The organism is Aeromonas sp. 62-46 (assembly GCF_001898585.1).
GTDB lineage: Bacteria > Pseudomonadota > Gammaproteobacteria > Enterobacterales > Aeromonadaceae > Aeromonas > Aeromonas caviae.
On record NZ_MKUI01000003.1, the window covers coordinates 93,872 to 106,089 of the forward strand.

Below are 12,218 nucleotides of genomic sequence, written 5' to 3' on the forward strand. Positions count from 1 at the left end.
CTGGGCGAATGATAAGGCCCGATACGGCAGTATCGGGCCTTTTTTATCGGAGGGATCCCCTTGCTGATTAATGGAATACCCACAGAAACACTGTCAGCCAGGGATCGTGGACTGGCATACGGTGATGGTCATTTCACCACCATGCTGGTGAGGGAAGGGAAGGTACTCTGGTGGCAGGACCATCTGGCCCGGCTGCAACATGCCAACGCCCGGCTTGGTTTTGGCGAGCACTCCTGGGACCTGCTTGCCGACGAGGCGGCGCAGCTGGCTTCTGGGCAGGCACAGGCTGTCGTCAAGATAATGCTGACCCGGGGCGCCGGTGGGCGGGGATATGACGGCGCAGGCTGTGACACGCCCACTCGCATCATCTCTTTGGCACCTTATCCTGAGCATTATCATGATTGGCAGCAAACCGGCATCAATGCCCTGGTATGCCAACAGTATCTTGGGGACAGTCCCATGCTCGCCGGTCTCAAGACGCTGGGGCGCCTCGAACAAGTGATGCTGAAGCGCGAACTTGCTGCGCGCGGCGGGGTCGAAGGTATAGTCTTGAACAGCCGGGGATTTCTGGTAGAAGGGGTCAGCGCCAATCTGTTTTGGCGTCGCGGCAGGACGGTGTTCACACCGGATCTCACCCGCGCCGGGATCGATGGCATCATGCGCAAGCGCGTGATGACGATGCTTAAACAGATGGGCATTGAACTGCGTGTCGTTGAGGCTCCATTGGAGTCACTCTGGCAGGCGGAAGAGGTCTGGCTGACCAATACCCTGATGGGGATTGTCCCGGTCACCAGCATCGGGGATATGCACTATCCCAGTCCGGTATTGATCCGCCGTTTACAGGAGCGCTTGGTCATTGAAGTTTAATCGGCTTTACACCCTGCTCGCGGGGGCGGCACTCTCTGTCGCCGTTGCCGGAGGGTACGTGTATCACAAGTGGCAACAGGTGGAGACGCTCACCAACAAGGGGCCAACCCGCCTCTTTACCGTCGAAAAAGGCGCCCATGCGGCGCGCCTGATTGCCGAACTGGGAGAGGGGGAAACCAGCCCCTGGGCGGTGCGCCTCTGGTTGCGCGGTCATCCCGAACTGGTGGCCATCAAGTCCGGCACCTATGAAATCAAGGAAGGGGCGCCGCTCAAGGAGACTCTCTCTCTCTTTGCTTCCGGCAAGGAGTTTCACTTCAGCCTGACCTTTGTCGAAGGGTCCCGTTTTGAGGATTGGCTGAAGCAACTTTCCAGCGCCCCCTATCTGGAGCGCCTGACTCTGGAGCAGAGCGAAACCGAGCTGGCTCAGGAACTCGGCATCGAAAATGGCAAGCTGGAGGGGTGGTTCCTGCCGGAAACCTACGCCTATACCACTCATGCCAGCGATCTTTCCATCCTGCGCCGCGCCTATCAGGACATGAAAACGTTCCTGGAGGCTTCCTGGGAGAAGCGTCAGGCCAATCTGCCCTACAAGACACCCTATGAGGCGCTCATCATGGCCTCCATCATCGAAAAAGAGACGGGCCAACCGGATGAACGAGCCCAGATTGCCTCTGTGTTCGTCAACCGTCTACGCCTTGGCATGAAGTTGCAAACCGACCCTACCGTCATCTACGGGGTGAAGGAGAGGTACGATGGCAACATTCGCCGCAGCGATTTGACCGACGTGAACCCCTACAACACCTATGTGATCGACGGTCTGCCTCCGACGCCCATCGCCATGCCGGGCAAGGCCTCCATCGAGGCGGCGCTCAACCCCAAATCGACCGACTATCTCTACTTCGTTGCCAAGGGGGGCGGTGCCCACTACTTCTCCAAGACCCTCGATGAACACAATCGGGCGGTGCGTGAATACATATTGAAGAAACCCTAATGTCTAAATTTATCGTGATTGAAGGATTGGAAGGGGCAGGGAAGAGCTCTGCGGTGCGCTATGTCACCGACTATCTGCAAGCCCACGGAGTGGCGCGGATCGAGTGCACCCGGGAGCCGGGCGGCACGCCGCTGGCGGAACGCATGCGGGCCATCGTCAAGGAAGTACACGACGAGCGCCTGACCGTCGAGGCCGAGCTGCTGTTGATGTACGCCTCCCGGGTACAACTGGTGGAGACCCGGATCAAACCTGCCCTGGCAGACGGCATCTGGGTAGTGGGCGATCGCCATGATCTCTCCTCCCAGGCCTATCAGGGGGGGGGCCGCGGCATCGATGCGAACCTCATCGGCGCCATCAAACGGGCGGTCCTCGGGGATTTCAAGCCGGATCTGACCCTTTATCTCGACATTGATCCTGCCATCGGCCTGCAGCGGGCCCGCCATCGCGGCGAGCTGGACAGGATTGAGCTGGAGCAGATCGGCTTCTTTGAACGTACCCGCCAGCGTTACCTCGAGTTGGCGGCCGCCGATGATTCCATCCAGGTCATCGATGCCGGATTGCCCCCGGCGCAAGTCAAAGCCGCCATCGAGGCAGCCCTTGAGCATTATCTGGCAAGCGAGGGGCTATGTATCCCTGGCTGATCCCGGATTGGCATGCCCTGAGCGAGACGGCCCGGGCCGGACGGCTCGGCCACGCCTGGTTGCTGCTCGGGGATCCCGGGCTTGGCAAGGAGCAGCTTGCAGAGCGACTGGCGCGACTGCACCTGTGTCAGCATCCACAACGAGGTGAGCCCTGCGGTCAGTGCCACTCCTGCCAGCTTTTTGAGAAGGGGCATCACCCGGATCTTGGCACCCTGGGGCCCGAGGGCAAGACCATAGGTGTCGAAGCCATCCGGGAGATTTGCAGCCGCCTCCAGAGCACATCCCAGCTCGGTCGCGGCAAGGTGGTGATCATTCAGGAGGCGGAGCGCATGACGGAGTCTGCCGCCAATGCTTTGCTGAAGACGCTGGAAGAGCCGGCTGGCGACAGTCTGTTGCTGCTCATCGCATCCCGGGTATCTCGCCTGCTCCCCACCATCTTGAGCCGTTGTCACAAGCATGTCTGCCAGCTCCCCTCTGAGGGGGAGACCCTTGCCTGGCTCGCCGAGCAGGGCCATCAGGCCACCCAGGCCCAGGTGCGGATCTGCCAGGGTGCGCCGCTGCGGGTGCTGAGCTACATCGAAGCACAGCAAGATGATGCCAGACGGGCATTGCTCGACGGATTTGTCTCGCTGGCATCGGCCCCCACCTGTGCGGCGAATGTCTGTGCCCAGTTGGCCGAGGATACTCAGGTCCGGCTGCACTGGTTGCAGCTCTTCCTGTGTGATGCCCTCAAGCTTCAGGCTGGCTGCGGCCATCATCAACTGGCAATGCCGGATCTTGCATCACTCAGCCAGCAACTGGCAGAGAAACACTCCAGCGAACGGCTCCTGGAAGCCGAACAGCAGCTGGTTATGCTGAAAGAGGCTTGTCAGCCAGGGCAGCTTTCCAATCCCACCATCCATTTGATGAACTGGCTCAATCGCTGGTTATAAACAAGGTTGTCTATGTTACTCGTTGATTCCCATTGCCATCTCGATCGCTTGAGTTATGGCTCCAAGCAGACCGACATGGCCGATGTATTGGCCAAGGCGGCGCAGCAGAGCGTGGGATATTTTCTCTGCGTGAGTGTGACCCAGGCCCAGTTCCCGACCATGATGGAGGCCATCGCTCCCTATCCCCAGGTGTTTGCCTCCTGCGGTGTTCACCCGCTCAATCAGGATCCCGGGGTGGATGCTCCCTTGCTGCTGACTCAGGCGGCCGATGAGAGAGTGGTGGCCATCGGCGAAACCGGGCTCGACTACTTCTATTCACCGGAAAACAAGGATGTACAGCAAGCCTCTTTCCGCGAACATATCCGGGTAGCCCGGGCACTGAACAAACCGCTAATCATCCACACCCGGGATGCCCAGGAAGACACGCTGCGGATCATGCGAGAGGAGGGGGCCGAACAGGTGGGCGGAGTGCTGCACTGCTTCACCGAGTCCCTCGAAATGGCCGAGGCCGCGATGGCCATGGGGTTCTATATTTCCATCTCGGGAATAGCCACTTTCAAGAACGCCTCAGCCCTGCAGGCCGTGGTCAAGGCGTTGCCACTGGAACGACTGCTGGTTGAAACCGACTCTCCCTATTTGGCACCGGTTCCCCACCGGGGGAGGGAGAACGAGCCTGCCTTTGTTCGCGACGTTGCCCAATTTATCGCTGATCTTCGCCAGATATCGCTCGCCGAATTGGCGGAGGCCACCAGCCACAATTTCTTCGAATTGTTCAAGTTGGCAAAGCGATAACAGACAACGCCCCGCATAGCGGGGCGTTTTACTATGACAATCAGCACTCATTACCCATCCAAAAACAATCATGCCAAGTTGTTATCTCTCACTTTTTTTGCGGTGGATACTGATGAGATTAAATCCACAATCCTGATAAAACGGAGCAGAGATGACAGGGTACTTGAGAAATAAATGAGGGAGCTGAAATGGGTTAAAAGCACTCTTCCTAAGTATCGATAATATTCATTATCGATACTTGATAGATCTGGATGATCCTGTAAGATCCATCGAAACTCCGCTTTAAATCATAGAGTTAAGTGAACTACCCACGCCTTCAAAACCCAGTTCAGCAATCCTTGCAGAGCATCTTCGATCCTCAGCTGAACAGCCGGGCAAGACGCTTCCTGCGCAGCGCCAAAGCCGACTCCACCCTCAATGCCTATCAGGCAGATACCCGCATCTTTGTCTCCTGGTGCCAGCTCCACGGGCTGGATCCCTTGCAGACGACACATCATGACATCATGAATTTTCTGGCGGATCAGGCCGATGGCATCCTGGCCAACTGGGTCTGGCTGGACAAGGAAGAAGGAAAGGGGGAACTTCGCAACGGGGAACCTCGCAAACCGGCCACCCTGGTAAGACGGCTTGCCGGCATTCGTTATGCCTTCAAGCAGAAGGGGATCCACCCCATGCCGACCGAGCATGCGGAGATAAAGGAGATGATGCGGGGCATAGTACGGCTCGGTAATAACCGCAAACGCAAAACGGGGGCGCTGACCCTGAAACCATTGGCCTGCGTACTGGACGAGATAGACACCAGCAACCTGGCTGGGCTTCGGGATTACACCCTGTTGCTCCTGATGTTCAGTGGCGCCTTGCGTCGATCGGAAGCGGCCAGGATCGAGGTGAATGACGTGCAGTTTGTGGGGCAGGGGATACGCCTTTGTCTCAAACCAAGCAAACATCAGCTCCATGAATCGGAGATAGCACTCATTCCAGGTACCCGGTATTGCCCAGTGTCTGCACTGCAACAATGGCTGAAAAAAAGCCGGATTGCTGAGGGCCCCCTGTTTCGCCGGATGAATCGCTGGGGCCAGCTGATGACAGACCCCCTGGGGCCGCAAGGTATCAACCTGATGATCAAGCGGCGAACCGGCCAGGCCATCGACGATCTCCATGTCAGTGGCCACAGTTTGCGGCGGGGGTTCATCACCTCGGCGGTGACGGCGGGCAAGCCGATGAACAAGATCATCGAGGTGACAAGGCACAAGGACATGCGCACCTTGCAGGAGTATTTCGATGATGCCCACAAGTTCTCGGATCACGCCCTGGATGGGTTGTTATAGCAAATTGCGCCACTTCCTTTTTTATGTTAAATGATATCCTGTTGATCTGATGGTATATTCAATCCGTCCTCCACAGACATCATGACGGTGGGGGAGTCGTAATCCGATTGACTTTCGTAGAAGATGCCAACGAAAAATGAGAGATAACATTCACGATATAGAAATGTCGGAAGGTCACGATAGCCAGGAATTGAAGAAAAGCGCCGCGCAAGAGAATGCCGAACGGCAGCGCCAGCACGTAAAGCGCAAGCAGGAAACCCACAGCCGGTTGCAATGCTGGATAAGCAACCGTCACGCCGAGCGGCTGCATGAACTCGGCCTGCATCTGGAAGACAGTCAGGCATCCCTCATCGAGCAGGCGATCGACCTGCTCTATCAGCACGAACTGCAACAAACGACCAACGCGCAGCAGAGCGATGTCCCCGAGTCGGCAGACATGCTCGAATAGACGATGGTATCGTGCCGGCATGGTTGAAAAAGGAAGACAAAAAAAGCCAGGTACGAATTCCTTGTACCTGGCATAGGGGAATTGGCTCCTTGCAGAGCCGTGCGCTAACTGGTATGCGGATAGCCTTAAGCTTAGACAAGGCTCTAGGCATTTCAAGAACCGGGTAAAAGTTCAACCAGAGTGTGGGTTTTTCAGACTCGAACAGGCGCTATTTTTGCTCGAGCGACCCCACTCTCACGCATTGAACAGGTTGTTGTCCCGTACCAGCTCCCGGGGCAGGGCATTCTTGATGCGACTCCCCACCCATTTCCCCATGCCGAGCGGGTGCCCCTGGTAACGAACGATCACTTCCCCAGTCCCGGCATCCTGCTCTGGCCAGAGATCTCGTCCCATCATGAATTCACGGGCATTGGCGGCATCCAGCTCGACGCATCCCTTACTCGCCTCATGGCCGTAAGCCAGAGCCCATTCATGGGTCAATCGATATCCCTTCTTGAAGGTCTCAGCCAGCTTGATGCCGATGCGATCGAAACGCAGCTTCCCCTGTACCTGCTCGAAGGCGTGAGGGAAGAGCCAGATCTCGTCATTGCGGCCAAACAGTTGGCCATGGGGCACGATGCCAAAATTCCCTTCAATCTCCCGCAACATGGGGCCGGCCTCTTTCTCTGGCAGCGGCGAGAAGGGGAACTTGCCGAGCTTGCCCGGTTTGAACATGGTGTTGGGCACGGAGTGATGCTTGCGCAACCGGGCGACGAAAAAGCCCTCACTGTCGAAGATCTGGGGCCACACATGCAGGTATCCCTCCCGCGTACAGGCTTTCTCCGCTCCCGGAAAGAGATCGGCCAACGAGTCAAAGCTGAAGGCATCACCGAACTTCTCTTGCAGTGACTGGCAGACGTCCTGGTTCTCTTGCAGGCTCAGGGTGCAAGTGGAGTAGACCAGTACGCCGCCAGGTTTGAGGGCGTGAAAAGCACTCTCCAGCAGGCCACGCTGCACTGCGGCAATCTCCTCGATGCTCTCTAGGCTCCAGTTGCGCAGCGCGTCTTCATCTTTTCGCACCGTCCCCTCGCCGGAGCAGGGGGCGTCGAGCAGGATGGCGTCGAAGGTTTCCGGCAGCCATTGGCCAAAGACCTTGGCATCGAAATGGGTCATGCCGACGTTGGTCACACCGCAGCGCTGGATATTGGCGCTCAGCACTTTCAGCCTGCTGCTGGAAAACTCGTTGGCGATCAGCATGCCGCGGTTCTCCATCAGCGCCGCGATCTGGGTAGTCTTGGAGCCAGGGGCAGCGGCCGCGTCCAGCAACATGCCATCCCCTCTGGTTTGCTCACTGGCAAAGAGCGCCGTCACCGGCAACATGGAGCTCGCTTCCTGGATGTAGAAGAGACCGCACAGATGCTCGGCCGTGTTACCAAGGGGAACGCTCTCATCACTGCGGGTGAGCCAGAAGCCGGTTTCACACCAGGGCACGGGATCCAGCTGCCAACCAAGCGGCGCCATGCGGGCGACAAACTCGGATACCGGGATCTTGAGGGTGTTGACCCGGATGCTGCGCCGCAGCGGCTGCCGGCAACTCGCCACAAATGCCTCCATGGAGAGATGGGATGGCATGAACTCCGCAATGTGACGCAGGAAGTGATCGGGGAGGTAGGTGTTGTCGTGCACGGCGCAATCTCGCTGACCCAAAATGAGGGGCGACATCTTACCACAGTGCGCGGCCCTTCTTGATGGGGGAGTCCATGAGGCCATAAAAAAACCGGCACAAGGCCGGTTTTTGACGAGCAGGGGAATAACTCAGGGCAAGATGCGGGGGCTCCACTCCAGCCACTCTTTCTCTGCCTTGGCATGAAGCGGATAACGATGGCCCGCCTTGACGGTCGCGCCCATCTCCCGCTCCGGCGTATTGAAGGCAATTCCGCCCGCCAGCAGGCTTTGCACCGTTTCGACCTCGATGGTGCCACCGGTCAGCCCGATATCGGCCTTGACCCCGGAGACATTCCAGAAGCGGCTGTTGGCGCGTATCAGATGGGCATACTGTCCATCCACATTCACATCGATCAGCACCTCACTGCCATCCCGGGCCAGGGTCACGCCGGTGACGCTGCCCACCACCATCTTGCGAAACAGCAGGGGGCTGCCCACGCTGATGCCATCGACGGAGGGGCTCTTGAGGGTCAGGGCAAGACCGGCGGGGCCACTCTGGCTCAAGGGGAAGGTCTCCTTGCCAGCCCCCCGGCCCGGCGTCGCCTCCACAAAGGCCCCCTTGATCAGGGTATCGAGGTGGGCAACGCCCCCCAGCCCGACCTTGGCCTGTACCAGGGCATAGCGCGCCCCGGATTGCAGGAAGCGCGCGGCATATTGCTCGTTCAGCTCAGCCTTGAAGCTCACCTGGCCCAGGGTCGGATCCAGTTCCACCTGCTCCACTTTGCCGATGTCCACTCCGCGATAGCGGATGGGGCTACCGACCCCGAGACCCGGGTTGTGATCCGCCGTGAGGATGAGGGTACGCACCTGGGAGCTTGCCTGCTCCTTGCTGTCAAAGAGCTGATGACTGCTGCGACCTGTCCCCAGCTTGTCGAATTCGATGGCACCACGTAGCAGGGTGGCGAGGTTCCCCATCTTGACCTGTACGCCGTCGATCCGGATCTTGCCGTCGATGGCGGCCTTCTTCCAAAACTGGGGTTGCTGCTTGAGCAAAGGAGCATAGATGGCATCGATCTCCAGGGTGATGGCCACACCGCGACCATCGGCATCCAGCGCCTTGACCTTGCCCGCTTCCAGTCCCAGGTAGAGGACGGGGGAGCCCACACCAATACCATCAGCCTGAGCGGCACGCAGCGTCCAGCTGACCGCTTTGGCATGGCGGCTCCCAAGCAGGGCCAGCTCCTGGCTGGGGTAGAGGCGGTCAATCCTGTCACCCTTCGCAGCCTGTACCAGCTTGATGCCCCCCGCCAACCAGGCACTGGCCGGGCTGGTCTCCACCTTGATACCGCTGAGATCCGCCTCCACCTGCAAGGGGGCGGCGCGATAGAAGCGAGCCCGTTGCAGCAGATGGCGATAACGCTCGTTCACCAGCAACTCGACACTGGCATTGCCGCCGGCATCCAGGGTCAGTGCCCCGAGCTGACCTATCTGCAACCCCTTGAACCAGAGCGGAGCCCCTTCGCTCAAACCGGCGAGATCCTCGGCCTGCAGGGTCAGCTTGATGCCGCCGCGCTGTGCCTGGCTCTCCAGGGTCATGGTGTTGACCCGTTTACCGGGTTCATAGTCCAGACGAATGGCGGGCCCGGCCAGCAGGCGATCCGCATGCTTGATCCCGGCAGGGGAGAGAGAGACCGTCTCCCACACCAGACGACTCATGCCGGTCACCCGGAACGCCTGTTCGGGGTTGATGAGGGCCGTCACGCTCCGTCCCTGTTCGGTGAGGCGAATAGGGTCGACTCGTCCAATCTCGATGCCCTCATAGAGGATGGGCATCCCTTCCTTGATGGGCAGAGTCCCCGCCTGGATGGTGATGCGCTCACCCCGGGCGGCCTCGGCCAACCCCTTGTAGAGGATGAAGTTGACCCCCTTTTGCGCCACGGGAGAATCCTTGGGGGAGTCAAACGCAATGCCACCGCTCAGGATGGAGGTGAGGCTGCCCGCCTCCACGCTGACGCCAGCCAGGCTGAAGGAGCCCTTGATGCCACTGATGTTCCAGAAGCGGGTATCCGCCTTGACGAGGTGCTCGAAGCGCGGCTCGATCACCAGATCCAGGATCACGTTCTGGTTCTCTTCCCCAAGACGGGTGTTGATGACACTGCCCACCTCCAGCCCGCGGAAATAGATCTTGGCGCCGATGCCCACCGACCCCAGAGAATCGGCTGTCAGGTGCAGGGTGCGCCCCTGGGCCTGATAACCGGGGGGAGGGCCATCCAGGGCATCGAACTCATCCTCCAGCGGGTTGTTCTCCCGTCCGGGTTGCAGGTTGATGTAGTTGCCGGACACCAGGGTGTCCAGGCCGGAGATCTCGGTCAGTGACGCCTTGGGACTCACCAGCCAGAAGTCGGAGCCCTTGCGTATGAGGGAGCGGGCACGGCTGTCCACCTTGGCCAGCACCGCAATCTTGCGACCATCCTGTGCCAGTTCCAGCTCCTGGACCACGCCGATGGCGACCCCCTGATAGCGCAACTGGGTCTTGCCCGGCAAGATACCGTTGCCCTGGGCAAAGTTGATGCGAATGAGTTGACCACTGCTCGTCCACTGCTGGTAGAGAAAGCCTCCCGCCAGCAAGAGGGCGATGAAGGGCAGCAACCAGACCGGGGATAACCAGCGGTGCTTCTCAATGACGGGCTCAGCCCCGACCATACCGACTCCTTACATTGGCTGTGATGCACAGCGCGTTCGACACAAAAAACATTAACGGGCGGCCTTGTCCCACAACAGGCGGGTATCGAGCATCCTGGCCGACATCATGGTAAGCACGACCACGCCGGCGAACGCCGTCGCCCCGGGGCCGGCACGCACGTTGAGCAGCACGCCGCGATCCACCAGGGCCACCATCAGCGAGATGACGAACAGGTCCAGCATGGACCAGCGTCCGATGAAATCGATGATGCGGTACATGACGAGCTGGCGTTTGCGGCGCACCGGCTTGCTGCGCTGCAACTGCCAGCAGATCCAGCCAAGACCCAGGATCTTGCCGATGGGCACGATGATGCTCGCGGTGAGCACTATGGTGGCGATGCCGGACATCTTGCTGCGATAGAGCGCCATGATACCGCTGAAAATGGTATCGGACTGCAATAATCCCTTGTTGTAGAAGTGGGTGATGGGCAGCAGGTTTGCAGGCAACAACATGAAGGTGGCCAGCGCCAGCAGGCCCCATGACCAGGCGAGGGAATGGGGGATGCGCATCTGCAAGGGGGTGTGACAACGAGGGCAGCTCATGCCGTGTTGATGGCGCACCAGCAACCCGCAGGTATGGCAGCGGCAAAGCCCCAGTTCACGGGCGCTGATCGGGGACATGGTCCGGCTCCCGGGAGGCGTGTTGCAGCGGAATCCGCTCCCAGTAAGGGGCAGGGTCAAAGAGGATCAGCAGCGTCATGTTGAGCAGCATCAGACAACCCAGGCTCAGCAGACCGCCTCCCAGGCGCACGTCGGCGATGTCGATAAGCTTGAACAGGGCGACCAGCAGGCTGACGATGTACACCTCCAGCATGGCCCAGTGACGAAATACCTCGACCGCTTTGAGGATCCACGCCAGCAGATGCCAGCGCTTGGCCAGGCCGGAAGCGAGGGCAAAGATCCCGAGCAGCAGCCCTGTCGGTGCCAGCACGGCGCACCAGAGCACCAGTGTTGCCACCCAGAGCTCGCTCTCGGCATACAGCATCATAATCCCCTTGATCAGGTTGGCGTCCGAGTTCACGCCCGCCAGACGAAGATAGATCAAAGGCTCAAAAAACGCGGAAGGCAGCAACAGGAATCCGGTGATGGTCAGCGCCATCAACTGGGAAGGGCGAAAGGCATAGCGCCCATACAGATGCTGATGACAGCGGGGGCAATGGGCGTGACGGCGCAGCGGCAGCAACTTGCGTTCGATCAGCAAGTCACAGGCCGGACAGACAATCACCGAGTGCGGATCCGACATACGATTCAACCTGTTGAAGGAATTGATGAAATTTACCTTAAAACGCCTGCCCTGTCTTGCCGCGCTGCACAGCCCCCTTTGAAAAGACGTGTTTTCCGCTGTGAACTGGCCGCCGCCAGCCAAGCAGGGGCTGGCGATGCATGCCGACATGCTGAGGGTATTTGCAATACTGTATATACGTACATATACTTGCAATCACTATCATCAGGAGGGCGCCGCGATGGCCGTTGAGATCAAGTATGTTGTGGTACGTGGGGGAGTGGAGAAGATGACCTTTGCCAGCAAGAAAGAGGCGGATGCCTATGACAAACTGCTGGACACCGCCGATGAGCTGATGACACTGCTGGCGGGTGCGCCGGTCGCGCTTGCACCGGAGCAGCAGGAGAGTCTGGCCTTTTATCTGGCCGAGCAGCGGGATCAGTTGCAGCAGGTATTGCGCGGTGGAAAAGGGCAGGGGAATCCCCCCAAAGAAGACAAGCAGGATACTGAACTGCCAAAGGGGAAGCCCCTGAAGAGCGTGGCTTGAGACGAAAGGGCGGGGAAGGGGATGTGAGGCAGAACCCGCTATCTCATTCATGAAAAGTGCAACT

The 12,218-nt window shown here is 59.2% G+C and carries 12 protein-coding genes; 8 read left to right on the top strand and 4 right to left on the bottom strand.

Going from position 1 to position 12,218, the window contains the following annotated elements; all coding sequences use genetic code 11:
* The first annotated feature begins 60 nt into the window (after positions 1 to 60).
* The 7 genes from pabC to BGO64_RS00600 all read left to right on the top strand — a co-directional run bounded on the left by pabC (position 61) and on the right by BGO64_RS00600 (position 5,999).
* Complete coding sequence (gene pabC, locus BGO64_RS00570) at positions 61 to 867, top strand: aminodeoxychorismate lyase (RefSeq protein WP_286699971.1); 807 nt, start codon at positions 61 to 63, stop codon at positions 865 to 867.
* A complete protein-coding gene (gene mltG / locus BGO64_RS00575) occupies positions 857 to 1,858 on the top strand; it encodes an endolytic transglycosylase MltG (RefSeq protein WP_029314535.1) in 1,002 nt (333 codons plus the stop codon). The genes pabC and mltG overlap by 11 nt, the downstream gene beginning before the upstream one ends.
* Positions 1,858 to 2,499 carry a dTMP kinase gene (gene tmk / locus BGO64_RS00580; RefSeq protein ID WP_042017643.1) on the top strand — a complete coding sequence of 214 codons (642 nt, stop codon included), beginning with the start codon at positions 1,858 to 1,860 and terminating at the stop codon, positions 2,497 to 2,499. Before mltG ends, tmk begins: the two co-directional genes overlap by 1 nt.
* The gene (gene holB, locus BGO64_RS00585; RefSeq protein ID WP_286699972.1) at positions 2,484 to 3,431 is read left to right on the top strand and encodes a DNA polymerase III subunit delta'; all 948 of its coding nucleotides are present in this window, start codon (positions 2,484 to 2,486) and stop codon (positions 3,429 to 3,431) included. Before tmk ends, holB begins: the two co-directional genes overlap by 16 nt.
* A gap of 12 nt (positions 3,432 to 3,443) precedes the next feature.
* Complete coding sequence (locus tag BGO64_RS00590; protein ID WP_202042471.1) at positions 3,444 to 4,223, top strand: TatD family hydrolase; 780 nt, start codon at positions 3,444 to 3,446, stop codon at positions 4,221 to 4,223.
* Positions 4,224 to 4,522: 299 nt separating this feature from the next.
* A complete protein-coding gene (locus BGO64_RS00595; protein WP_286699973.1) occupies positions 4,523 to 5,551 on the top strand; it encodes a tyrosine-type recombinase/integrase in 1,029 nt (342 codons plus the stop codon).
* A gap of 163 nt (positions 5,552 to 5,714) precedes the next feature.
* The gene (locus tag BGO64_RS00600) at positions 5,715 to 5,999 is read left to right on the top strand and encodes a RepB family protein (RefSeq protein WP_042017648.1); all 285 of its coding nucleotides are present in this window, start codon (positions 5,715 to 5,717) and stop codon (positions 5,997 to 5,999) included.
* A 234-nt stretch (positions 6,000 to 6,233) separates the two neighbouring features.
* Here BGO64_RS00600 and rsmF read toward each other — a convergent pair whose 3' ends face one another.
* From rsmF to BGO64_RS00620, 4 genes are all read right to left on the bottom strand, one after another.
* On the bottom strand, positions 6,234 to 7,664 hold the full coding sequence (gene rsmF, locus BGO64_RS00605; RefSeq protein WP_286700010.1) for a 16S rRNA (cytosine(1407)-C(5))-methyltransferase RsmF: 1,431 nt from the start codon (positions 7,662 to 7,664) through the stop codon (positions 6,234 to 6,236).
* A 129-nt stretch (positions 7,665 to 7,793) separates the two neighbouring features.
* Complete coding sequence (locus BGO64_RS00610; RefSeq protein WP_286699974.1) at positions 7,794 to 10,346, bottom strand: MlaD family protein; 2,553 nt, start codon at positions 10,344 to 10,346, stop codon at positions 7,794 to 7,796.
* A gap of 51 nt (positions 10,347 to 10,397) precedes the next feature.
* Complete coding sequence (locus BGO64_RS00615; RefSeq protein ID WP_010674753.1) at positions 10,398 to 11,006, bottom strand: paraquat-inducible protein A; 609 nt, start codon at positions 11,004 to 11,006, stop codon at positions 10,398 to 10,400.
* Entirely contained in the window at positions 10,984 to 11,628 is a 645-nt protein-coding gene (locus tag BGO64_RS00620) for a paraquat-inducible protein A (RefSeq protein ID WP_219595742.1), read from the bottom strand. The genes BGO64_RS00615 and BGO64_RS00620 overlap by 23 nt, the downstream gene beginning before the upstream one ends.
* Before the next feature lie 220 nt (positions 11,629 to 11,848).
* Between BGO64_RS00620 and BGO64_RS00625 the strand changes: the two genes are divergently transcribed.
* On the top strand, positions 11,849 to 12,154 hold the full coding sequence (locus tag BGO64_RS00625) for a YebG family protein (RefSeq protein ID WP_103243120.1): 306 nt from the start codon (positions 11,849 to 11,851) through the stop codon (positions 12,152 to 12,154).
* Positions 12,155 to 12,218 lie beyond the last annotated feature (64 nt).